This window comes from Natronococcus roseus (genome assembly GCF_043677095.1).
GTDB lineage: Archaea > Halobacteriota > Halobacteria > Halobacteriales > Natrialbaceae > Natronococcus > Natronococcus roseus.
Genome location: NZ_JBHLJR010000005.1, coordinates 300,519 through 321,892 on the forward strand (window position 1 = coordinate 300,519; position 21,374 = coordinate 321,892).

General features: G+C 66.5%; 22 protein-coding genes. 10 read left to right on the forward strand and 12 right to left on the reverse strand.

From position 1 onward, the window contains the following. Positions 1 to 34: 34 nt before the first annotated feature. The 3 genes from ACFEMD_RS15515 (at position 35) to ACFEMD_RS15525 (ending at position 3,447) form a co-directional block, all read left to right on the forward strand. Positions 35 to 442 carry a hypothetical protein gene (locus tag ACFEMD_RS15515; RefSeq protein ID WP_394742028.1) on the forward strand — a complete coding sequence of 136 codons (408 nt, stop codon included), beginning with the start codon at positions 35 to 37 and terminating at the stop codon, positions 440 to 442. Positions 443 to 2,079: 1,637 nt separating this feature from the next. Then, a complete protein-coding gene (locus ACFEMD_RS15520) occupies positions 2,080 to 2,370 on the forward strand; it encodes a PadR family transcriptional regulator (RefSeq protein ID WP_005559536.1) in 291 nt (96 codons plus the stop codon). 132 nt (positions 2,371 to 2,502) lie between these two features. Beyond that, positions 2,503 to 3,447 carry a formyltransferase family protein gene (locus ACFEMD_RS15525; RefSeq protein WP_394742030.1) on the forward strand — a complete coding sequence of 315 codons (945 nt, stop codon included), beginning with the start codon at positions 2,503 to 2,505 and terminating at the stop codon, positions 3,445 to 3,447. 305 nt (positions 3,448 to 3,752) lie between these two features. On the opposite strand, the gene ACFEMD_RS15530 is transcribed toward ACFEMD_RS15525, so the two are convergent. Together ACFEMD_RS15530 and ACFEMD_RS15535 are read right to left on the reverse strand one after the other, a co-directional pair. After that, positions 3,753 to 3,944 (reverse strand): hypothetical protein, encoded by a 192-nt coding sequence (locus ACFEMD_RS15530; protein ID WP_394742032.1) that lies wholly within the window; start codon positions 3,942 to 3,944, stop codon positions 3,753 to 3,755. Positions 3,945 to 3,952: 8 nt separating this feature from the next. Continuing rightward, positions 3,953 to 4,081, reverse strand: a complete 129-nt coding sequence (locus ACFEMD_RS15535; RefSeq protein WP_394742034.1) for a hypothetical protein — start codon at positions 4,079 to 4,081, stop codon at positions 3,953 to 3,955. A gap of 21 nt (positions 4,082 to 4,102) precedes the next feature. Between ACFEMD_RS15535 and ACFEMD_RS15540 the strand changes: the two genes are divergently transcribed. After that, positions 4,103 to 4,576 (forward strand): hypothetical protein, encoded by a 474-nt coding sequence (locus ACFEMD_RS15540; RefSeq protein ID WP_394742037.1) that lies wholly within the window; start codon positions 4,103 to 4,105, stop codon positions 4,574 to 4,576. Positions 4,577 to 4,594: 18 nt separating this feature from the next. Here ACFEMD_RS15540 and ACFEMD_RS15545 read toward each other — a convergent pair whose 3' ends face one another. From ACFEMD_RS15545 to ACFEMD_RS15575, 7 genes are all read right to left on the reverse strand, one after another. After that, positions 4,595 to 5,104 (reverse strand): YciE/YciF ferroxidase family protein, encoded by a 510-nt coding sequence (locus ACFEMD_RS15545; protein ID WP_394742039.1) that lies wholly within the window; start codon positions 5,102 to 5,104, stop codon positions 4,595 to 4,597. A gap of 62 nt (positions 5,105 to 5,166) precedes the next feature. Beyond that, complete coding sequence (locus tag ACFEMD_RS15550) at positions 5,167 to 5,739, reverse strand: NAD(P)/FAD-dependent oxidoreductase (protein WP_394742041.1); 573 nt, start codon at positions 5,737 to 5,739, stop codon at positions 5,167 to 5,169. Positions 5,740 to 5,798: 59 nt separating this feature from the next. Next, positions 5,799 to 6,536, reverse strand: a complete 738-nt coding sequence (locus tag ACFEMD_RS15555) for a hypothetical protein (RefSeq protein ID WP_394742043.1) — start codon at positions 6,534 to 6,536, stop codon at positions 5,799 to 5,801. Positions 6,537 to 6,584: 48 nt separating this feature from the next. Then, a complete protein-coding gene (locus ACFEMD_RS15560) occupies positions 6,585 to 7,172 on the reverse strand; it encodes a DJ-1/PfpI family protein (RefSeq protein ID WP_394742045.1) in 588 nt (195 codons plus the stop codon). A 92-nt stretch (positions 7,173 to 7,264) separates the two neighbouring features. Further along, complete coding sequence (dnaJ, locus tag ACFEMD_RS15565) at positions 7,265 to 8,422, reverse strand: molecular chaperone DnaJ (protein ID WP_394742046.1); 1,158 nt, start codon at positions 8,420 to 8,422, stop codon at positions 7,265 to 7,267. Between the two features lie 231 nt (positions 8,423 to 8,653). Next, entirely contained in the window at positions 8,654 to 10,588 is a 1,935-nt protein-coding gene (gene dnaK / locus ACFEMD_RS15570; RefSeq protein WP_394742047.1) for a molecular chaperone DnaK, read from the reverse strand. Positions 10,589 to 11,628: 1,040 nt separating this feature from the next. After that, positions 11,629 to 12,291, reverse strand: coding sequence for a nucleotide exchange factor GrpE (locus tag ACFEMD_RS15575; RefSeq protein ID WP_394742049.1), 663 nt, complete (start codon positions 12,289 to 12,291; stop codon positions 11,629 to 11,631). A gap of 70 nt (positions 12,292 to 12,361) precedes the next feature. Here ACFEMD_RS15575 and ACFEMD_RS15580 point away from each other — a divergent pair, with 70 nt between their 5' ends. Further along, complete coding sequence (locus tag ACFEMD_RS15580) at positions 12,362 to 13,822, forward strand: DEAD/DEAH box helicase (protein WP_394742050.1); 1,461 nt, start codon at positions 12,362 to 12,364, stop codon at positions 13,820 to 13,822. Positions 13,823 to 13,931: 109 nt separating this feature from the next. After that, on the forward strand, positions 13,932 to 14,861 hold the full coding sequence (locus ACFEMD_RS15585; RefSeq protein ID WP_394742052.1) for a 2-dehydropantoate 2-reductase: 930 nt from the start codon (positions 13,932 to 13,934) through the stop codon (positions 14,859 to 14,861). Positions 14,862 to 14,928: 67 nt separating this feature from the next. Here ACFEMD_RS15585 and ACFEMD_RS15590 read toward each other — a convergent pair whose 3' ends face one another. Then, on the reverse strand, positions 14,929 to 15,297 hold the full coding sequence (locus tag ACFEMD_RS15590; protein ID WP_394742054.1) for a sensory rhodopsin transducer: 369 nt from the start codon (positions 15,295 to 15,297) through the stop codon (positions 14,929 to 14,931). Positions 15,298 to 15,456: 159 nt separating this feature from the next. Between ACFEMD_RS15590 and ACFEMD_RS15595 the strand changes: the two genes are divergently transcribed. The 3 genes from ACFEMD_RS15595 (at position 15,457) to ACFEMD_RS15605 (ending at position 18,731) form a co-directional block, all read left to right on the forward strand. Beyond that, a complete protein-coding gene (locus ACFEMD_RS15595; protein ID WP_394742056.1) occupies positions 15,457 to 15,591 on the forward strand; it encodes a hypothetical protein in 135 nt (44 codons plus the stop codon). Between the two features lies 1 nt (position 15,592). After that, positions 15,593 to 17,068, forward strand: a complete 1,476-nt coding sequence (locus tag ACFEMD_RS15600; protein ID WP_394742058.1) for a sodium/proline symporter — start codon at positions 15,593 to 15,595, stop codon at positions 17,066 to 17,068. A 139-nt stretch (positions 17,069 to 17,207) separates the two neighbouring features. Then, on the forward strand, positions 17,208 to 18,731 hold the full coding sequence (locus ACFEMD_RS15605; protein ID WP_394742059.1) for a DUF790 family protein: 1,524 nt from the start codon (positions 17,208 to 17,210) through the stop codon (positions 18,729 to 18,731). A gap of 120 nt (positions 18,732 to 18,851) precedes the next feature. Here ACFEMD_RS15605 and ACFEMD_RS15610 read toward each other — a convergent pair whose 3' ends face one another. Together ACFEMD_RS15610 and ACFEMD_RS15615 are read right to left on the reverse strand one after the other, a co-directional pair. Next, positions 18,852 to 19,397 carry a DUF7122 family protein gene (locus ACFEMD_RS15610; protein ID WP_394742060.1) on the reverse strand — a complete coding sequence of 182 codons (546 nt, stop codon included), beginning with the start codon at positions 19,395 to 19,397 and terminating at the stop codon, positions 18,852 to 18,854. Then, positions 19,397 to 20,305: an RsmB/NOP family class I SAM-dependent RNA methyltransferase gene (locus ACFEMD_RS15615; protein ID WP_394742061.1), complete on the reverse strand. Its 909-nt coding sequence runs from the start codon at positions 20,303 to 20,305 to the stop codon at positions 19,397 to 19,399. Before ACFEMD_RS15615 ends, ACFEMD_RS15610 begins: the two co-directional genes overlap by 1 nt. A 93-nt stretch (positions 20,306 to 20,398) precedes the next feature. Here ACFEMD_RS15615 and ACFEMD_RS15620 point away from each other — a divergent pair, with 93 nt between their 5' ends. After that, positions 20,399 to 21,139: a proteasome assembly chaperone family protein gene (locus ACFEMD_RS15620; RefSeq protein WP_394742062.1), complete on the forward strand. Its 741-nt coding sequence runs from the start codon at positions 20,399 to 20,401 to the stop codon at positions 21,137 to 21,139. Positions 21,140 to 21,374: the final 235 nt, after the last annotated feature.

Consider the following 21,374-nt stretch of genomic DNA (forward strand, 5'->3'; position numbering starts at 1 on the left):
GAAGGGATTTATCCGTACTTGCCAGATATCGGCCATGAACAGACGGACGGTCCTCGCCGGCGTCGGCACCGCGCTCGGGCTGTCCGGCAGCGGCTGTCTCGGTGAGGCGACCGACGCGAGCGAAACTGATCCGGCAATAACGCTCTCGCTCGCGTCGGTGGACGACGACATCGATCCGCTCTCGTTCGAGATCGGGCTGGCGGACGAAGTCGACGCCGCCCTGCTCGACGAGGAGGGCTGTGCTCGACTGGAGCGACGGATCGCACGCGACGACGTCGAAGTGGAGACCGTTCTCGAGCCGGGCGACGCCATCGAACAGCGGTACGCGATTGCGCCGGTCGACGAGGAGCTGACGGACTCGTGTCCGGACCCCGGGACGTATCGAGCGGCACACGAGTACGGCGAGCACGGAACGTGGGGGTTCGAACTCGAGTTACGGTGACGGGGGCCGTGTCCTCTGGGTTGCCGTCGACTTCGCCGCACAGCCCGCGTTCTCCGCTCCGATTCGCCCGAAACGTTGCATCACGATCACGAGCCCCGACCCGGAGACGATCGCGACGAACGAAACCCGGACGACGCCAGGCAGTCTTTCGCCACGGTTCTTCGAGATTCACGTCGTCTCGAGCATCGTTCCCGGCAGCATAGCGCCGCTCCAGACGATGTCCACCGTCAGTATCTCCGGGCAGAAAGTATTTATTCCAGTATGTTATTTTGTGAAATGGCCGGTGGAATACTGCCTCTGACAGGCATCGCTCGTGAGTTTCCTCGGCCACTCCCCTCCCCCCCATCGCTGCTCTTTCGAAGCGTCCGACCTCACGCCTCGAGCGACTGGATCGTCGGTTCGTCGAAACGTCCGTACCGATCCGTGGCTCTGACGCGAGACATATCGGTCCGCAGTTGAACGGCGGTCCCTCTAGTATGTTTAGTCGCAGCTCGCAACTTCTTATTACACCTAACTAATAAAAAGATTATTGTAACCACCCTAAGTAGAACCAGGTGGTCGGTGGGGGAGTTATTCGAACTGCCCTAACGGTCAGAGGTCATGCCTTCACCCTCGATCCCACCGACCTCGCACCACGAACCAGATACGAACCACACGGAGCGAGTTGAAGCGGGACTTCACCTCGCGCGGTTTCTCGGCGCGTTCGGCCGCTACAGCTACGGCTGGAACGCTTTTTACACTGCCCACGGACAGCGCCCGGAGACCGAAAACGGCCCGATCCCCGAGCGTCCTCTCGTGAGCGGGCGTGCAACGACGTTCAGTGGCCACTGGAGGCGTGGCTCAACCGACCCGGCTTGCCCTCGCCGTCCGTCCCTCTCTATACGGATCCGACGACAGGGAGAGTCGAACGCGACCGCGCCATCTGCCCGCCGAACGACGTAGTTGTTACACCCGTAGTAACAACTCGAGTACTACGGTTGTATTCACGGACGCCTTATGTTACTTGATGGTGATGCAACGTGTATGGCGTCCAAAACCAGGGCTGCTGGAACGTGTACGAAGTGTGGAAACGTATTCGCAGTCCGGCAGTCGGACGGCGGAGCGATCGAACCGATCGGTGTCCGCCAGTGTTCCTGCGGGGGGACGTCGTTCGAAGTACTGGAGAGCGGACCGACTGATCCGTACGCAACGACCGAGTGAGCGGTTCCCGGTACCGTCCCGTTTCGTTCGACCGCAACGCCACTGCGGGGGCGTCGCCGGTTCGTCCGTTCCGACCGTTCGCCGTGTGCGCGCTCGATGCTTGCACCCGTGAGAGTCGTCTCGCGAGTTCGTCTCGATCCGACTACCGGTTCGCCATCGTGTGAAAAGAGGTATCACCTCACACGACGTACCGAAGCCGATGCAATCCGAGTGTCGAACCTGCCGCTGGAGCGGGGGCGCAAACGAACTCAACTGGCGGATTCGCGACGGGGATCCGAGAGTCGGGGGCGAACGAATCTGTCCCGAATGTCGTGGTACCGACGTGGACCTCACGAGGTGATCGTCGTTCTGGACCGTCCGGTCGAGAGCACTGCTGACCCAATTCGAAATCGGTCGATTCCGATATCGTATTATATCAATAGCTCAATCGAGGAAACATGTATGACTTAACCGGCTTTCAGCGGGACCTCCTGTACGTCATCGAGGGCGAGGACGAGCCCCACGGGCTAGCGATCCAGGAGGAACTCGAGGAGTACTACGAGAAGGATATCCACCACGGGCGGCTCTACCCGAACCTCGACACGCTCGTCGACAAGGGACTCGTCGAGAAGGGGCAGGTCGACCGACGGACGAACTTCTACACCGTCACGCGACGGGGCAAGCGCGAACTCGAGGCGCGTCGAGAGTGGGAACAGCAGTACGTCGAGGAACTGCTCTCGGAGTCGTAGTCGGCGTCGTCTTTTCCTCTCTTCGGACACCAGCGGCGAGTTCGTATCGAGCCGGTTTCCGCCCCTGTTCGGAGCCCGTAACCGAACGCACGGGGACTGTAACTAAGGGGGAGACGGGCGGACGAACGTACCATGACACGATCCGGGCCGAAGACGATCGGGGTCCTGGCCGATCCGTACCTCAACGAGTGGCAGGTCCGCGCCCTCGAGCGGCTGCAAGCCGACCACGACGTGGCGGTGTCGCTGGTCGTCACGAACGAGGAGAAAGCCGACGGCGACCCCGAGGCGTGGAACACGCGAAACCGAATCGGGCTAGCGGACGCCCGACAGTTCGTCGACCTGCTCGAGCGCCAGCGGGCGTGGGCGCTCGTGCTCGCGGAGCGCAACCTCGCCAAGCTGATCGGCGAGGAGCGCCCGCTCTGGCGGCGCCGGTCGGTCGAGAACCTCGCCGTCCTCGCCGACGCCGACCACGTCCGGTGTGAGCCCGAAACCGACGGCGCCTGGTACGAGTTCCCGGACGACGTCGTCGACCGCGTCGCCGAGGAGTGTGACGCGCTGGTGCTTTTCGGCTTCGGACTCGTTCGCGGCCCGATCCTCGAGGCACCCGAATTCGGCGTCTTGAGCTTCCACCCCGCCGACATTCGATCCTACCGGGGGATGGGGCCACCGGCGGTGTTTCACGACGGGCGGGACCGGTGTGGCGCCACGCTCCAGCGGCTGAACGAATCGATCGACGGCGGCGAGATCGTCGCGTACGACGACGTCGCGATCGACGACTGCGCCACGCTGTGGGACGTCTTCGACCGCGCCGTGAGCCGACAGATCTCGCTGCTGAGCGAGGGCGTCGCCAATCTTCGGGATCCGACGTTCGAGCCGACGACCGTCCCCGAGGCCGAGCTGGGCGAGGTCTACTACCGGAAACTGCGCCACAGGCTCTCGTTTTCGGGTCGCATCCTGCTGAAAAACCTCGCCGGACGCGCCGAGCGACGGCTTCGGCGTGAGAGTGGAGTCGTCGAGCCGCCGACCGGGTCGTCCCCGCCCGCCTCGAGCCCCGGTCGCCCGCGCTCCGGGGATTAGCCACGACGCGACTCCGAAGCGTCGAACCCTGCAAGGATGCGGCTCAAGCGTGTAGATCGTTCGAGTACGGACGACAGATGGATCCCCTCCAGTGCTCGCGTCAGCTCACGAACTGAGCCGTCCGAACCCCTCGGAAGCTCGGACAGGCGCCGTATCGAACGCTCCAACTCGCCGCGGCCGAACCGGGTGAGACGCCGTACGACGTGGTCTACGAGGAACACCTGGTTCGACTCCGATGGTACGATCCGGAACGGCCGACCGACGCGACGCCAGTAGTAGTCGCCTACGCGTTCATCAACGATCCGTCAATCCTCAATTTCTCGCCGCAACGAAGCGTCGTCGGCCGGTTCCTCGAGCGCGGGATCCCCGTCTACGTCGTCGACTGGGGGGATCCCTCGCCGATCGATCGCTCGCTCGGACTCGAGGATTACGTGACCCGGTTTCTCGCGAACTGCGTCGACGCCGTCCGCGAGCGCGAGGGGACCGAGTCGGTCCACCTGCTCGGCTACTCGACGTCCGTCCCGCCGTCGTCGCCTACGCCGCCCTGTTTCCGGATCGCGTCCTCCAGGGACCGCCGATCGACTTCCGTGCCGGGGACGATCTCGAGCTGTTTCGGACGCTCGCCGCTGGACACGATCACGAGCGGATCGCGAGGGTGTTCGACGCCGTTCCGACGCCGCTGCTCGAGGTCGGCCTCGCGTGCCGGAAGCCGGTCGAGTACACCGTCACCGCGCCGCTTCGACTCTGGGACCGACTGGAGGATTCCGCGTCCGTCGAGGAACAGGGACGGAAACTCGAGTGGGTCGAGGGCGGCCCCGACATTCCGGCGCGGCTCTACCGCGAGTTCGTCGGGGACCTGCTCCTCGAGAACCGACTGATCGAGAACGAGCTCGAGCTCGGCGGTCGACGGGTCGAGCTGTCGGCGATCGACGCGCCGACCCTGCTGGTCCTCGGCGAGGACGATACGTTCGTCCCCCGGGAGGCGAGCGTTCCGTTTCTCGAGGCGATCGGAAGTGACGAGGCCGAGATCGTCGAGCTCCCGACCGGCCACGTCGGGCTCTCCGTGGCGGACGTCGCCCACGAGCGAGGATGGCCCCGGATCGCCGACTGGCTCGCGGAGCGAGGCTGAGATAGCCGCCGAGACCCCTTACGACGGCGTCAACCGATCCCATAGCGACTTCATCTCCGAGGCGGCCGCCAGCGTGTCGAGTTCGCCGTGAGTCGACTGCTCCTCGTCGTAGTTCGCCTCGAGTGGCTCCCTGACCGTCTCGTCGAGCCCGAGTTCGGTCGCGAGCATCGACAGCCCCTCGTAGGTCGTCATCTCGACCCGTTCGGTCATCAGCCCGACGTTGAGGTAGACGGTGTCGAGCAGGTCCTCGTCGTCGATCTGGGCCTCGAAGCCGCGCCGCTGGGCGTCGATCGCGTCGAGGATCGGCGCCTCCCGGGTCTCCGCCTGGACGTCTAGCGCCTCGAAAACGGCCTCGAGTCGCTCGACCTGGGTTCGAGTCTCCTCGCGGTGGTCGGCGAAGCTCTGACGCAGCCGCCCGTTGTTCGCGCTCGTCGCCAGCTCGTCGAGGGTCTCGACGAGTTCCCGTTCGACGTAGTACTGCTGGCGGAGTTTGTAGACGAACAGCCCCTCGAGTGTGTCGATGCTCATACTACGTCAAAGCGCTCGCCCCCGAATAATCGCCGACCACGAACACGCAGGGTGGATTGCGGCTACTCCGATTCGAACGTCGGAACGTCGCCAGGCGTGTCGAAGTCGTGGTAGTGTTCGCCCTTCTCGGCGCTGAGGATGGCGAGCGCCGCGGCGCCGCCGTCGCCCGCGGCGATGACGGCCTGCCACTCCTCGGCGCGAACCATCGCGCCCGTCGCGTAGCAGTTCTCGACGCTCGTCTCCATGCTGAGATTGACGTCGACGGTATCGTCGTCGTCGAACTCGCAGCCGATCTCCTCGGCGATCGATCGGTCGGCGCCGGTCGCGAGCACGACGTACGTCGCCTCGTACTCGCTGTCGGCGGTCTCGATTCGGAACCCGTCGTCGGTTTCCTCGACGTCGGTCACCTCCTCGGTCATGTGGAGGTCAGCACCCCGATCCTGAACCTGGCCCCGAGTAACCGACATGAACTCGCTACCGCTGATGCTGCGAATTCCCGGGTAGTTGAACAGGTGGGCCTTGTGCATCCACGTCTCGTCGGTGTCGAAGACCGCCGTCTCGAGGCCGTTTTTCGCGGTGAAAAGCGCCGCACTCAGTCCGGCTGTACCGCCGCCGACGATGGCTACGTCTGGCATGACCGGACCTACTACGGAGAGCCAGTAAACGGTTGTGCAAGGGGCGGTGCGTTCCGATATCAGTAGTCGATTCTCTCGACGTCGATCCGGGCCGGCTCGGGGGCGGGATCGCTCGAGACGGCGACCTCCCCGCGTTTCCCGCGGTCGCTCTCGGTCCCGTCGGTGAGAACGATCGTCCCCTCGATCAGCAGCGGCGCGAGCACGCCGGCAACGACGGTTCCAGGATTCGACAGCGGCGCCCGGACGACGATCCGATCGTCGGCCTCGAGGTCGTGTTCCTCCACGACCCCACGGGCCGCCTCGAGGGCCTCGCCGTGGGTCAGCGTCCGCTCGCCATCGGTGACGAGGGCCGTTCCGGGATCGACCGAGAGCGGGGGAAAGGAGGGGTTCTCGCTCCAGAGCCCGGCGTCGAAGTGATGGACGCCCGGCTGGTCGGGCTGGTCGCCGTAGTAGACCCGCTGGGCTCCCGGCGGCAGCTCGTAGGCGTCTCCCTCGTCGGTCGGCGCGACGAGGGCTCGGAACCGCTCGTCGTCGGCGAGGTCGGTCGACGGATCGAACCGCGTGGTCCCCTCGAGCAGGGTCGTGCCGAAGAAGGCGAGCAGCGAGAGGGGTCCCTCGCCGACGACGCCGACGGTGACGCCCTCGCGAACCCCCGAGTGACGAAGGAAGTTGCCGGCCTTCCAGGAGGAGGTACACAGCCAGTGGCGGTCATACTCGCGCCCGGTCGCGTCGACCAGCGCCGTCCGGTCGCCGCGTCGCTCTCGCGCGAGCAGGTCGTCGACTGTCGCGGCGTTCATACCCTCGAGTGAGGGCCGATCGCAAAAAAGCGCGCCGACTCGCGGGCGTCAGTCGTCGGCCGCCTCCGCCGGCTGCTCGAGGTCGGTCCCGATCAGGTCGAGAAACGCCGCGAGCCACTCGGGGTGGTCGGGCCAGGCCTGAGCGGTCACGAGGTTGCCGTCCCGCGCGACGCCCTCTTCCCACTCCGCGCCGGCCTGGCGCATATCGGCCTCGAGGGCGGGATAGGCCGTGCAGGTCCGGCCCTCGAGGACGTCCGCCGCTGCGAGTATCTGGAGCCCGTGACACAGCGAGGCGACGGGTTTCTCTTCCTCGAAGAAGTGCCGAACCGTCTCGAGGACCTCGTCGTAGGTCCGGAGGTACTCGGGCGCGCGGCCGCCGGGAACGACGAGCGCGTCGTAGTCGCTCGGTTCGACCGCGTCGAACTCGTGGGTCAGCTCGAAGTTGTGCCCCGGCTTCTCGGTGTAGGTCTGATCGCCCTCGAAGTCGTGGATCGCCGTCGGACACTGGTCGCCCGCGTCCTTCTCGGGACAGACCGCGTGGACGTCGTGACCCACGGCCTGGAGCGCCTGAAACGGGACCATCACTTCGTAGTCCTCGACGAAATCGCCCGCCAGCAAGAGTATCTGTTCGGACATGGCGCGTTCACGTACATCACGATTCGGGAAAACTCGCACTGATAGCGTTCGAGACTATCTTCCGAGCCGAACGGTCGTCATCGAGAGCCCGCTCAGAACGCTCGCTTGATCTTCTCGAAGAACCCCTCGTTGACTTCGATCTCGTCGCCACCGGCCTCGGCGAACGCCTCGAGGGCGTCGCGCTGTTCCTCGTTGAGCGAGTCGGGGGTGACGATCTGGACCTTGACGTAGAGGTCGCCGTGGCCGCGACCGCGCAGGCGGGGCATTCCCTTCCCCTGCAGGCGGAACGTCTCCCCGCTCTGGGTGCCCTCGGGAACGTCGAACTCGACGCTGCCGTCGAGCGTCGGCACCTGGACCGTGTCGCCGAACGTCGCCTGCGGGAACGAGATGGGGAACCGGTGGCGCAGGTCGTCGCCCTCGCGCTCGAACTCGTCGTGCTCGGCGACGGCAACGTCGATCAGCAGGTCGCCGCGCGGACCGCCCTCGGGACTGGGCGACCCCTCTCGTTCCATCCGGAGGGTCTGGCCGCTCTGGATCCCCGCGGGCACCTCGACGGTTAGGCTCGCCTCGCCGCGGACGTACCCCTCGCCGCGACAGTCGCCGCAGGTCTCCGAGTACAGCGTTCCCTCGCCCTCACAGCGCGGACAGGCGGTCGTCTGCTGGACCCGGCCCAGCGGCGTCTGCTGGACCTGCGTCACCTGGCCCCGCCCCTGACACTCGGGGCAGGTCTGGGCGTCGGCGCTCGGCGGGTGACCCTCGCCGTCGCAGGTGTCGCAGGCCTCGGGCCGCTCGACCGTGAACTGCTTCTCGACGCCCTCGTAGGCCTCCTCGAGCGTGATCTCGAGTTCGGTTCGCAGGTCGCGGCCCTTGCGCGGGCGCTGGCGACCGCGACCGCCGCCGCCGCCGAAGACCTGCTCGAAGATGTCGCCGAGACCGCCGCCACCCATTCCGCCGCCCATGCCGCCGAACGGGTCGCCCCCCATTCCGCCGGCACCGCCGCCGCCGGCGTCGTAGCCGTGCTTTTCGGCCTGCTCGTAGCGGTCGTGGCCCATTCGGTCGTAGGCCTCGCGCTTCTCCTCGTCGGTCAGCACCTGCTTTGCCTTCTGGATCTTCTTGAACTTCTCCTCGGCGTCGGGATCGTCGCTGACGTCCGGGTGGTACTCCGTGGCCTTCTCCCGGTAGGCGCTCTTGATCTCGTCGGCGGACGCGTCGCGACTCACGCCGAGAACGTCGTAGAAATCCTCGCTCATTCGTTGTGGGCGGTACTCGGTTGAGACACTTGAAACGACCGTTCCGAACTTTTCCGCGTCGGGTTCGCCGCGGGCGAACCACTCGCGCAAAAACTTCGATGAAAAATACCGGAAACACGCAGCGCTTGCGGCCCGACTACAGCGGTTAGTTGACGGCTCGTCCTGTTAGTTCTCGTCGTCCTCGTCGACAGCGCGAATCGAAGATTCGCGGGCAGACGAAGACTCGTCCTCTCAGTCCTCGTCTTCGTCGACGTCGTTCTCAACGTCCTCGAAGTCGGCATCGACGTACTCCTCGTCGTCGTCGCCACCGGCAGCGCCGCCGGGACCGGCAGCGCCGCCCATGTCACCCATGCCGCCGGGTCCGGCACCTGCCGCACCGCCAGCGGCGCCGCCAGCCGCACCGCCGGCACCCGCCGCGCCGGCCTGCTGCTGGTACATCTGCTTGCCGATTTCCTGAAGCTCGGTGCTGAGCTCCTGGGTCGCGTCCTCGAGGTCCTCGGCGTCCGCATCGTCGTCGTCGACCGTCTCCTCTAGGTCCTCGATCGCCGCCTCGATATCGGCGCGGACGTCGTCGTCGATCTGGTCGTCGTTCTCCTCTAAGAGCTTCTCGGCGCGCTGGATCGTCGCCTCGGCCTCGTTACGGGCCTCGATGCGCTGGCGCTTCTTCTCGTCTTCCTCGGCGTGTTGCTCGGCCTCCTCCTGCATCTCTTCGATCTCATCGTCGGAGAGGCCGACGCCGCCCTCGATGGTGATCTCCTCGCTCTCGCCGGAGCCCTGGTCCTCGGCGGAGACGTTGACGATCCCGTTCTCGTCGAGCGAGAAGGTGACCTCGATCTGGGGCGTTCCCGCGGGCGCCGGCGGGATGCCGGTGAGGTGGAACTCGCCGAGCAGTTCGTTCTCCTCGGCGATCTCGCGTTCGCCCTGGAAGACCCGGACCTGCACGGAAGTCTGGTTGTCCGCCGCGGTGGTGAACACCTTCGACTCCTCGGTCGGAATGGTCGTGTTCTTCTCGATCAGGCGCTCGAAGAGGCCGCCCTTGACCTCGATCCCCAGCGACAGCGGGGTGACGTCGAGCAGGACGATGTCGTCGACGTCGCCCGAGAGCACGCCGCCCTGGATCGCCGCGCCCAGCGCGACGGCCTCGTCGGGGTTGACGTTCTTCTGGGGCTCCTGGCCGGTGAGCTCCTCGACCTTCTCGCTGACCTGGGGCATCCGGGTCGAGCCACCGACGAGGAGGACCTCGTCGATGTCGCCCTCGTCGTAGCCGGCGTCCTCGAGGGCCTGCTCGGTCGGCTCGACGGTGCGCTCGATGAGGTCCTCGGTGAGGCTCTCGAACTTCGCCCGGGTCAGGGAGTCCTCGAGGTGGACGGGGCCGTCGTCGGTCGCGGTGATAAACGGCAGGTTGATGTCGGTCTCCTTGCGCGAGGAGAGTTCGATCTTGGCCTCCTCTGCGGCGTCTTTCAGCCGCTGGAGGGCCTGGCGGTCCTCGCGGAGGTCGATCCCGTGCTCGGCCTCGAACTCCTCGGCGAGGTAGTCGATGATCGCCTCGTCCCAGTCGTCGCCCCCGAGGTCGTTGTCCCCGTTGGTCGCGACGACCTCGTAGACGCCGCCGCCCAGATCGAGAATGGAGACGTCGAAGGTGCCACCACCGAGGTCGTAGACGAGGACGGTCTGGTCGGACTCGTCGTCGAGACCGTAGGCCATCGACGCCGCAGTGGGCTCGTTGACGATACGCTCGACGTCGAAGCCGGCGATCTCGCCGGCGTCTTTCGTCGCCTGGCGCTGCTTGTCGTTGAAGTAGGCCGGCACCGTGATGACGGCCTTCTCGACGTCGTCGCCGAGATACTCCTCGGCGTCGCGTTTGATCTTCTGGAGGATCATCGCCGAGATCTCCTCGGGCGTGTACTCCTCGTCGTCCACCTCGACGGTGTAGTCCTCCTCGCCCATGTGGCGCTTGATCGACTGGATCGTCCGATCGGGGTTCTGGACGGCCTGGTTCTTGGCCGGTTTGCCGACGAGTCGCTCGTCGTCGTTGAACGCGACGACCGACGGCGTCGTCCGTTCGCCTTCGCCGTTGGCGATGATCTCCGGATCGCCTCCTTCCATGACCGCGAACGCGCTGTTCGTGGTACCGAGGTCGATACCGAGAATCTTGTTGCTCGTCATTACGAGACGGGTAATGCTCACTTTGGTTTAAAGCTTATCACAGCGATCGAGCGCACTTTGGATTACATCAGATACGGTGGGAGGAGAGCTCTCGAGCTGGATACTGACTTTTCGTTCGGCTACTGTCCGTTCCTCGGAACGAGCCCTCGCGACGGACCGAGCGGGGAGGCCGACGGGATCTACGGGCCCGCGGGACCGTGACGGCACTCTCGCTTCGCTCGAGTGAGTTGCCTCGAGTGCCGCCGCTCGCCATCCTCGACTTAAGTGCCTCTGGCTACAAGGTAGAGCTACGACGGGAAGTCGTCCCGCGGTGTTCTCGCGTCGCCGATCGTACTGTCCAGCACAACACAGCGCGCGGGAAGACGTTCCCCTCTAGTAACAACTGAAACGATTACACAGCAATCGTACAGCCTCCGCGCAATCGGGTGTGCATTGATTTCAGCGGCTACTATAGATAGCACCGCACTCCGTTTCGTTCGGCCGTTTCCACGCCGGTAGGTGAGGCGAGGTTCCCGGACCCAGTTGCGGGTCCACCTCCGAACGATCCGACTCGCTGTACGCCACGTGGGTACTGCATGAGCCGGTGCCCGGTCGTCGAAGGGTGCCAAGCACACGGTACAAGCGACTCACTCGGGATTCCGATCCGCCCTCCGCAACCCTATAAAACATATTACCATCCGGGAGCGGAACGGGATATGGACGATGCACTACTCGGTGCACACCTGCGTGCGATTCGGGCCGCGATAATCGCTGTCGCACTGGCTCTGTTAGCCATTTCGGTCTCCGTCGGAACTGTCGGACCGGTTTGGATGATCTTTGGGGCCACGGCTATCGGTTTCATCGTTTACTCCGTGGCACCCTCTTCGTATACCACGGGTGACGACACGTGAGCAGGTCTTCGGTCGGTTCGTCCAGCGTCGGTTCGCGGAGCGGATAGCGCAGCTGTGCTCCGTGCTACTACCACGAATAACAATTCCCAGGTGTAGTGCTGAGGTCAGTTTCGCAGACAGAACAGGTACGCTGCTTCGCGCCTCGAGGAATTACTCCGTAGCGTCCCCGTCTTCGGCGGCCTCGAGTTCGCCGTTCGACACCGTCACCTGGGCGTTCTGGATGACCTTCTCGCCCATCTCGTAGCCCGGCGTATAGACGTCGGCGACGGTCCCCTCGGGCTGGTCGCTGTCGACCTGCATCATGACCTCGTGGCGCTGGGGGTCGGTCTCGGTTCCGGGCTCGGGGTCGATCTCGGAGACGTCCTCGTCGGCGAGGACGCGGTCGAACTCCCGCATCGTCATTTCGACGCCCTCCCGAAGGCTCTCGACGTCGTCGCTGTCCTCCTCGAGCGCGCGCTTGAGGTTGTCCCGGACGCCGACGAGTCGCTCGACCAGATCCTCGGTCGCGCGGTCTTTCATCTGCTCCTGGCGCTTTTTCGCGCGCTTCTTGTAGTTCTGGAAGTCCGCCTGCTTGCGCTTGAGGCGACTCTCGAGGTCCTCGATCTCGGCCTCGGCCTCCTCGAGCTCGGCGCGGAGCTGCTCGACGGTTTCCTCGTCGGCTTCGCTCTCCTCGCCGGCCGTCTCCGGCTCCGGATCGGTCGGTTCCGCGTCCGATTCGTCGCCCGCGTCGGTCTCGACGCCGTCGCCGTCGTCGGGTCGATCCTCGGACGGGACACCCTGGGCTGACGCGTTCGTGCCCTCGTCTTCGCTCATGATCGGGTCAACGACCAGCGGCGGTAAAAGGGTTGAGATCCGGACTCGACGGGGCGCGATCCGACGATATATGTGCCCGCCGACCGCAGTGTTCGGCGTGACACCGACGGTCGAGGAAGCGGCCATCGAGCTCCGGTACGAGGACGGTACCGTCCGTCTCGAGGGACCGACTCCGGAACTCGCGTCGGCGCTACGAGATCGGGTTCCCGAACTCGAGTCGGATCCCAGATCGGGCGGCCGACGCGTTCCCGCCCTGCGGTACGCGCCGCTTCGGGCGGCGCTGGCGCTCGAGGACGTTGCCGTTCGGGATCGGGTGCTCGAAACCGACCGCCTCTCGGAACTTCGCTCGGCCTACGAACTCCGCGAGTACCAGCAGGAGGCGCTGTCGGCCTGGCTCGAGACCGACCGCTGGGCGGGCCTCGAACCCGACGGAACACTCCCCGTCGACCGCGCCCCCGCGGGCGTCCTCGAGCTCCCCACCGGCAGCGGGAAGACCGTCATCGCGCTGAAAGCGATCGAGCGCCTCGCGACCCCGACGCTCGTGGTCGTCCCGACGATCGACCTGCTCGAGCAGTGGCAACGAGAGCTCGAGCGGGAGTTCGACCGCGAGATCGGTCGCTTCGGTGGGGGCGAGCAGCGACTCGAGCCGATCACCGTCTCGACGTACGACTCGGCCTACCTCAAGGCCGACTCGGTGGGCGATCGGTTCGGGCTGGTGGTCTTTGACGAGGTCCACCACCTCGGCGGCGAGGGCTACCGCGAGATCGCCCGCCTGCTCGCCGCGCCCGCGCGACTGGGGCTGACCGCGACGTTCGAACGGCCCGACGGCGCCCACGAGATCATCGAGGACGTCGTCGGCCCGCGGGTCTACCGAATCTCGCCCGACGAGCTGGCGGGCGATCACCTGGCGCCCTACGACGTGAAACGGCTCGAGGTATCGCTCACGTCGGAGGAACGCGAGGCCTACGACCGCAATCAGGAGGTGTTCGCGGACTATCTGGCGAAGTCGAACATCCAGTTTTCCAGCGGCTCGGATTACCAAGAGCTCGTCAAGCGCTCGGGGTCGGACCCCGAGGCCCGCGAGGCGCTGCTCGCGCGCCAGCGTGCCCGCGAGATTACCTACGGCAGCCAGGCCAAGATCGACGCCCTCGAGGGGATCCTCGAGGACCACCGCGGCGAGCGGATCATCGTCTTCACGGCGTTCAACGACCTCGCGTACGACGTCAGCGAGCGGTTCCTGATCCCGACGATCACCCACCAGACCGGGACCGCGGAGCGCCGGGAGATCTTAGAGCGGTTCCGCGAGGGAACGTACACGCGAATCGCGACCTCGAACGTGCTGGACGAGGGCGTCGACGTCCCCGACGCGAACGTCGCGGTCGTGCTCTCGGGCAGCGGCAGCGAACGGGAGTTCACCCAGCGGCTGGGCCGGATCCTGCGCCCGAAGGCAGACGGCGGTCGGGCGCTGCTGTACGAGGTCGTCGCGGGCGAGACCGCCGAGGAGCGGACTTCCCGAAGGCGTCGGGACTGATCGCGGTTCGACCTCAGCGCGATCCGGCAACGTATAACACCGGCCGCACCGAACGCCGAACGATGAGAGACGACGAAACACTCGAGCGTCAGCGGGGGGTCGGTCTCGCGTGAAGATCGCGGTCTACGGCGCGGGCGGCGTCGGCGCGTACTTCGGCGGTCGGCTCGCCCGCGCGGGTGCGGACGTCCACCTCGTCGCTCGAGGAACCCACCTCGAGGCACTCCAGCGGGACGGCCTTCATGTCGACAGCGTCCGCGGCGACTTCGAGGCCGACCTCTCGGCGACCGACGATCCCGCGTCGATCGGAGTCTGTGACTACGTCCTGTTCGCCGTGAAGTCCTTCGACACGGCCGCGGCCGCCCGGGAGCTCGAGCCGTTACTCGACGAGGACACGGCCGTTATCTCGCTCCAGAACGGCGTCGACAACGAGGAGCGACTCGCCGACGTAATCGGCGAGGATCGCGTCATGGGCGGCGTCGCGTACGTGTTCTCGACGATCGCCGAGCCCGGCGTGATCGAACAGACGGGCGGTCCGGCCGCCATCACCTTCGGCGAGCTGGACGGAACGCGCAGCGATCGGGCGGAGCGGTTCCTCGAGTTCTGCGAGCGCGCCGACGGGATGGACGCTGAGCTCTCGACGGCGATCCGAACGGCTCTCTGGGAGAAGGCCGCGTTCATCTGCGCCCAGGCGGGGATGACCGCGGCGGTCCGGCTGCCGCTTGGCGAGATCCGGGAGACGCCGGAGTCGTGGGACGCCTACCGGCGGATCGTCGAGGAGGTGTGCAGCGTCGGCCGGGCGGCCGGCGTCGACCTTCCCGACGACGCGGTCTCGCGCTGGATGGCGTTCGCGGCGGAGCTCGACGACGACTCGTACTCGTCGTTACACTACGACATGACCCGCGAGAAGCCGATGGAGCTCGAGGCGCTTCACGGAGCGGTCGTCCGGAAGGGACGGGAGCACGGGGTTGCGGTTCCGACGACCGAAACCGTCTACGCGATCCTCCGCCCGTGGGCGGCGCGCAATCGGCGCGGGGAGTGAGACGCTCCCGCGGCGCCGCCCGTCGGGTGAGAGTGCGAGTCGATCGCGTCTCGGGATCGGAACCGAGTTACTCCCCGGGGTGTGCGATCGTCGTGAGCAGCGCGTTCTCGGCCTGGCGCGAGTCCAGTCGGGTGTGCTGGCAGACCACCGGTACGTCGGACTCGAGCACGCTCGCGAAGTCCTCGCCCCTCGGTACCGGCTTGGGATCCTCGAGGTCGTTGAACCGGAAGTGACGGGTTCGCTCGGCGGGGACGGTCAGTTCGTAGGGACCGACGGGTTCGCGGTCGGTGAAGTAGCACGTGAGTTCGATCGTCGCTTCTTCGTCGTTCGTGTTCAGGACGCAGACGGTCTCGTGGCTCTCCATTTCGGGCTCGGGGCCGGTGCTCTCCTCGGGGATGTACCCCTCCGGAATCGCCCACGTGTGTTTCCCAGTCATCGTCCCGTAGTGGGACTGGCACGGGCATAACGAGCCGGCCTGTACCCTCAGGCGAGGGCGCTTGCTCCCGGACTCCGAGGCGATCGGGACTCGAGACGATATCGCCCGACTCCAGACGAGTCGATAGCTATATACCGTCGCTGTGTGCCATCTTCACCCATGGTGCTGGGAGTACCGACGGGGACCGCGATCGCGCTGTTCGTGATGGTGGCGCTCCCGATCGCGACGCTCGTGCTGTACTGGATCGATCGAACGACCAACGACGGCTACGTCTCCGTTCTGGGGAGGCGGTGAGATGGTCTCGACGATCCAGCTCACCTTCGGCGTATACCTGCTCATCCTGCTGGCGATCGGGGCGTACTTCTTCGTGACGACCGAGACGAATCGGCTTTCCGAGTACCTTCTCGCGGATCGGGACGTCGGGGCCTGGCCGGTCGCGATCTCGGAAGTGTCCTCCGTCGCCAGCGGCTGGACCTTTTTCGCCTGGGTCGGGATGGGCTTTCTGACCGGAATCCACGGCCTGTGGTTCTCGATCACGATGATCTTCATCATCGTCTTCATGTACCGCTACGTCGGCTCGCGGTTTCGCCGCCAGTCCGAGGAGCTGGGCAGCATCACGATCGCCGACCACCTCTCGCTCGCGGTCGAGGACGCCAGGATCAGCACGTACGTTCGGGTGGTCGCGACGGTTTCGATCCTGCTGTTTATGGGCGCCTACGTCGGCGCCCAGATCATCGCCGTCGGCGAGGCGATGGACACCGGGATCGGTATCGACTACGCGGTCGCGATCACCGTCGGCGGCGTCATCGTCGGCCTGTACACGATGCTCGGCGGGTTTAACGCCTCCATCTGGACCGACGTCTTCCAGGGGATCCTCATCTTCGTCGCCGCGGTGACGCTACCGGTGTTGATGATCGCCGAGATCGGCGGCTGGTCGGCGTTCGTCACGGAGGCGGCGGCCGTCGAGGACGCGGCGCTGCTCGAGATGTCCGCCGGGCTGGCTGGACAGGCGTTCCTGCTCTCGGCGCTCGGGCTGGTGACGTTTGCGTTCGGGACCATCGGCCAACCTCACTCGCTGATGCGACTCCAGGCGATCCGCTCGGAGCGGCTGCTCAGCCCCGCGTCGGTCATCTCCGTCTCCTTCCAGTCGCTCCGACTGACGGTGCCGCTGCTGATCGGCGCCGCCGGCCGCGTCCTCTACGGCTCCGTCGACAACCCCGAGAACGTCGCGATGATGGCCATCGTCGACTTCTTCCCGGAGCTGATCGCGGGCGTCCTGCTCGCGGCGATCGTCTCCGCGATCCTCTCGACGTCGGACTCGATGCTGCTGGTCGCCTCCTCCGACTTCACCCGGTTCTACGAGGAGAAGATCGACCCGAACGCGAGCCCGGCCCAACTCATCCTGCTCGGGCGAGGTACCGTCGGCGTCCTGGCGCTGGGCGGCGTCGCGCTCGCGTTCGTCCAGCCCGGAACGATCTTCGAGATCATCGAGTTCGCGTACGTCGGGCTCGGCGCGACGTTCGGGCTCCCGCTGCTGTTCATGCTGTTCTGGGAGCGGACGACCGGCGAAGCCGTCCTGGCCGGAATCGTCACCGGCCTGGTGGCGACGTTCGGCGCGGGGTGGATCACGCCCGAACACTACTCGCTGTTCGTCTGGCCGATCTGTATCGCCGCGATCGTCGCCGTCACGGTCGCCACCTCGAGCACCGGCACCGACGTCGCCGACGTTCCCGAGCCAAGCGCGGGCGACGCGTCGGCCGCTGACGACTGAGACGGACCGCTGTACCGAGTTCCCGGTGTGACTGCAGGGCTGATCGCGGTCGCACCGGAACTGACCGACAGTAGCCCATCCGAACGCGCGATCCCCGCGGTCGGTCCACTTTTGCGTTCGGCACACCGACTCGAGACAGATGCTGACGAAGGATCTGCTTCGCGTCTCGAGAGCCGGCGGCGGGTACCACCCGCAGTTCGCGAGCCGCGAGCACCGTCCCCTCGCGGCCCGCGTCGTCGGTACCTACCAGGGTCACGTCGGCCACACCCGCGGGGAGCTCGAGGACGCCCTGACCGATCTCGAGCGCGACGCCGACCACTTCAAGCTCGTCCGGGGCTTTTCGGCCTTGCTCGAGCGCGACGCGAGCTTCGAGACCGACGCGACGATCGAACCCGAACGCGCACGGAAGGCGGCGTTCGAGGCGGCCGAGGCCGTCGGCGTCGTCACCGGCGAGGAGCGCGAGACGGCGCTCGCCCGCGCGGCCGACGGGCTCGGACTCTCGAGCGACGTCCTCGAGCGGGCGCTGTACGCCGACCTCGAGGAGCGGCAGGTCCTCACGGCGGTCGAGCCGCGGTGGGGTCCAGACAACCTCGTCGCCCAGTACAACCTCTCGCTGGCCCAGACGGCGCTGTTCGACGCCACCGGGTTACGAGTCAGGTCGAGCGATCCGAAGGCGCTCGTCTCGGCGATCAAGCGGCTTCGGCTGATGTACGAGATCCGGAAGACGGACGACGCGAACGAAACGGATCTGAGCGACCGCGAGGTCGTCGTCACGGGTCCAACCCACCTCTTTCGCGCGACCCGTCGGTACGGGACTCGGTTCGCCCGCCTCCTGCGGACGGTCGCGAAAGCGAGCGAGTGGCGCCTCGAGGCGACGATCGACGACCGGGGCACCGAACGCACCCTCGAGCTCTCCGAGGCCGATCCCGTGCGGGTGCCCGACGCCGAGCCCGTCGCCGACGTCTCCTTCGACAGCGGCGTCGAAGCCGACTTCGCCGGGCGCTTCTCGAGCCTCGAGCTCGACTGGGAGCTCGTCCGCGAACCCGAGCCGCTCGAGACCGGAACGCGAGTGATGATCCCCGACTTCGCGTTCGACTACTCGCACGGCGACTTTCGGGTCTTCTTCGAGATCATGGGCTTCTGGACGCCCGAGTACGTCGAAAAGAAGCTCGGCCAGCTCTCGGAACTCGAGGACGTCGAGCTGGTCGTCGCCGTCGACGAGTCGCTTGGCGTCGGCGAGGAAATCTCGGCGCGGGACTTCCGGGCGATCCCCTACTCCGGCAGCGTTCGGCTGAAGGACGTCCGCGACGTCCTCCGGGAGTACGAGCGCCAGCTCGTCGCCGACAGCGCGGCCGCCTTGCCCGAGGAGCTGCGACCCGACGCGGACGTCCGCACCCTCGAGGCGCTGGCCGCCGACCGCGGCGTCAGCGAGGACGCGCTGGCCGACGTCGCCTTCCCCGAGCACGAAGTGGTCGGCCGAACGCTGGTTCGACCGTCGGTGCTCGAGGAACTCGGCGAGGAGCTCGAGGCCGGCTCGTCGCTGTCGGAGGCGGAGGCGACGCTCGAATCCTACGGGATCGGGGACTCGAGCGCGGTGCTCTCGAAACTCGGCTACCGCGTCGAGTGGGAGGGTCTCGCGGGCGGGACGCTCGTCGAGCGCTGACGATTATATTCGGCTACGTCTGGAAATACGATACGTACTGGTTGTATCTCGGTTAACAACCCTTTTCGGTTGTAGAATCGCCCTCGGTGCGAGCGGAACGACACCGATCCTACAACCGTTTCACAGCTCCCGCTGGCGCCCTTTCGGTACCATCGAGCGCAACTCGCCGTGGACGTAGAGGCCGACGCCGATCGGCTCGATCGCGCCCGCGATCCGATGGGCGGCGATCAGATACCCCCAGTCGCCGTCCCAGCGCTCGAGGGCCTGATCCTCGCCCGCGGCGAACGCCCGTGCTTCCTCTGACTCGAGTTCGATCACGCACTCGCCGGCCTCCCTGCCGAAGCGCTGGACGAAGTCCGTCGTCGGCTTCCAGTGCTCCTGTCGGGTTCGCAGACAGGTCATGCCGATCGCCTCGATAGTGATCGGCGAAGGGGCGTCGCCGCCGTAGATCCAGATCTTGCCGGCCCCTTTCTCCCAGAAGGTGTAGTCGTCGAACGTCTCGGGTGGGATCGCAAAGCGGTCCGCGAAGTAGTCGACGACCTCCTCGCGGCTGGCTCGGCCCTCGACGGTCCGCTCCGCGGCGGTTTCGGGCAGCCGGCCGAAGCGCTGGCCGTCGTTTTGCTCGAGGTCGCCCGCACTCGTGCCGTCCGAGGCGTCATCACCCATCAGGCGGTCACCTCCAGTTTCGCGACGAAGAAGCCGCCGGTGTCGTTCTGGTGGGGGTAGATCCGCGCGGCCTGCTCGAGGCTCCCGTTGTACTCCTCGCCGTCCCACTCGGTGAGTCCGGGCGAGTGCTCGAGACCGAGGTCGAAGTCGACGACCCGACAGTCCTCGCGCTCGAGGACGTGCTGGACGACCGCCTCGTTCTCCTCGGGGGCGAACGTACACGTCGAGTAGACGACGGTGCCGCCCTCCCGCGTCGCTTGCACGGCGCGCCCGAGAATCCCCTTCTGGATCCCCGAGACTTCGTCGAGGTAGCCCTCCGACCAGCCGTCGAGCGCGTCGGGGTTCTTCCGGATCGTCCCCTCGCAGGAACAGGGGGCGTCGACGAGGCTGCGATCGAACTCCTCGAAGTCGAACCGCTCGAGGGAGTAGTTGCGGGCGTCGTCGTTCGTGACCGCGAGGCTCGTCGCACCGAGCCGTTCGGCGTTGAATCGCAGCGCCGAGATCCGCCCGAGATTGCTGTCGTTGGCGACGACGGTCCCCCGGTCGTCCATCAGCGCCGCGAGCTGGGTCGCCTTCCCGCCGGGGGCCGCACAGCAGTCCCAGACCCGCTCGCCGGGTTCAGGCTCGAGCACGGTCGCGGGAACCGCCGACACCTCCTCCTGGCCGTGGGTAAATCCGTGAAACGACGACCACGTCGAGCCCGGCGAGTCCGTCTCGAGGCGCAGCACTCGAGGGTTCCAGTCGGCACCCTCGTAGCCGACGCCCTCCTCCTCGAGGGCGGTCGTCGCCCGGTCGGCCGAGGCCTTGATCGTGTTCACCCGGACCGCGTTGCCAAGCGGGCGCTCGCAGGCGGCGAGAAACGCCTCGAAGTCGTCGACGATCGGCCGGTACCGCTCGAGTGGCTCCATTGCCCGTGGATTCGGGAGCCCGTTGTTTGTGGGTTTCGAAGCGCCGCCCACGTCGGCACCGTCTTTATGTCGCTCACCCGCGATTGTCAGCACATGGCAGGGATTCAGATACGGGACTCCGAGGTATCGCTCGAAGAGCCGACGTTCGTCGAGGGGTTTCCCGGCGTCGGCCTCGTCGGCAAGATCGCGACCGACCACCTCATTCGCGAGCTCGAGATGGAGTACTACGCCAGCGTCGACTGTGAGGGGCTGCCCCGCGTCGGGACCTACCGGGCCGGCGACGGCCGGGTACGCCCGCCCGTTCGGCTCTACGCCAGCGAGGCTCACGACCTGATCGCGCTGCAGAGTGACGTGCCGATCGGTTCGCCGGCCGTCGGCAGCGTCGCGAACTGCGTCTCGAGCTGGATCGCCGCCCGGGAGGTGCGGCCGATCTACCTCAGCGGGCTTCCCGCTGAACGCGAGGAGCCCCCCTCGCTGTACGGGGTCGCCACCGGATCCCAACTCGAGACGCTCGAGGACCACGGGATCGCGACGCCGCCGGAGGACGGCGTCGTCAGCGGACCCACTGGGGCGTTGCTCGACCGCGCCGCACAGAGCGGCGAGGACAGTCTGGGGCTGATCGTCGACTCGAGCCCGCAGTTTCCCGACCCCGAGGCGGCGACCGTCCTGCTCGAGGAGGGGATCGCGCCGATCGCGGACGTCTCGATCGACGTGGCGGAGCTGGTCGACCGGGCCGAGGAGATCCGGGAGAAGCGCGAGCAGTTCGCCCGCCAGATGCAACAGTTGAGCCAGGAGGAGAGCTCCCAGGCCCAGCCGCTGCGGATGTACCAGTAGCGCGCGACTCGAGCGGAGGTTGTCGGTGCAGCATCGCGGTCTCTGGACTCGGTCTGGATCGGGCGAATCGTTACGTAGCACGTGCGAATGGAACGATCAGTGCTACGGAGGTGTTCGCGAGCACCGCGAGCGATTCACCGCCGGAGCGGGGTGAAACCCCGTGACGGCGGCCTTTTTTCATCGAAGTTTTTTGGCGAGGTTCGACCGAGTGAGCGCAGCGAACGAGGGAGGACCC

Excerpts from the sequence above, each read along its gene's own strand:
- ACFEMD_RS15550 (WP_394742041.1), bottom strand. The coding sequence starts at position 5,739 with ATGCCAGACGTAGCCATCGTCGGCGGCGGTACAGCCGGACTGAGTGCG.
- dnaJ (WP_394742046.1), bottom strand. The coding sequence starts at position 8,422 with ATGAGCGAGGATTTCTACGACGTTCTCGGCGTGAGTCGCGACGCGTCC.
- ACFEMD_RS15555 (WP_394742043.1), bottom strand. The coding sequence starts at position 6,536 with ATGAACGCCGCGACAGTCGACGACCTGCTCGCGCGAGAGCGACGCGGC.
- ACFEMD_RS15615 (WP_394742061.1), bottom strand. The coding sequence starts at position 20,305 with ATGGAGCCACTCGAGCGGTACCGGCCGATCGTCGACGACTTCGAGGCG.
- ACFEMD_RS15600 (WP_394742058.1), top strand. The coding sequence starts at position 15,593 with ATGGTCTCGACGATCCAGCTCACCTTCGGCGTATACCTGCTCATCCTG.
- ACFEMD_RS15590 (WP_394742054.1), bottom strand. The coding sequence starts at position 15,297 with ATGACTGGGAAACACACGTGGGCGATTCCGGAGGGGTACATCCCCGAG.
- ACFEMD_RS15605 (WP_394742059.1), top strand. The coding sequence starts at position 17,208 with ATGCTGACGAAGGATCTGCTTCGCGTCTCGAGAGCCGGCGGCGGGTAC.
- ACFEMD_RS15560 (WP_394742045.1), bottom strand. The coding sequence starts at position 7,172 with ATGTCCGAACAGATACTCTTGCTGGCGGGCGATTTCGTCGAGGACTAC.
- ACFEMD_RS15580 (WP_394742050.1), top strand. The coding sequence starts at position 12,362 with ATGTGCCCGCCGACCGCAGTGTTCGGCGTGACACCGACGGTCGAGGAA.
- ACFEMD_RS15515 (WP_394742028.1), top strand. The coding sequence starts at position 35 with ATGAACAGACGGACGGTCCTCGCCGGCGTCGGCACCGCGCTCGGGCTG.
- ACFEMD_RS15595 (WP_394742056.1), top strand. The coding sequence starts at position 15,457 with ATGGTGCTGGGAGTACCGACGGGGACCGCGATCGCGCTGTTCGTGATG.
- ACFEMD_RS15525 (WP_394742030.1), top strand. The coding sequence starts at position 2,503 with ATGACACGATCCGGGCCGAAGACGATCGGGGTCCTGGCCGATCCGTAC.
- dnaK (WP_394742047.1), bottom strand. The coding sequence starts at position 10,588 with ATGACGAGCAACAAGATTCTCGGTATCGACCTCGGTACCACGAACAGC.
- ACFEMD_RS15620 (WP_394742062.1), top strand. The coding sequence starts at position 20,399 with ATGGCAGGGATTCAGATACGGGACTCCGAGGTATCGCTCGAAGAGCCG.
- ACFEMD_RS15575 (WP_394742049.1), bottom strand. The coding sequence starts at position 12,291 with ATGAGCGAAGACGAGGGCACGAACGCGTCAGCCCAGGGTGTCCCGTCC.
- ACFEMD_RS15610 (WP_394742060.1), bottom strand. The coding sequence starts at position 19,397 with ATGGGTGATGACGCCTCGGACGGCACGAGTGCGGGCGACCTCGAGCAA.
- ACFEMD_RS15520 (WP_005559536.1), top strand. The coding sequence starts at position 2,080 with ATGTATGACTTAACCGGCTTTCAGCGGGACCTCCTGTACGTCATCGAG.
- ACFEMD_RS15545 (WP_394742039.1), bottom strand. The coding sequence starts at position 5,104 with ATGAGCATCGACACACTCGAGGGGCTGTTCGTCTACAAACTCCGCCAG.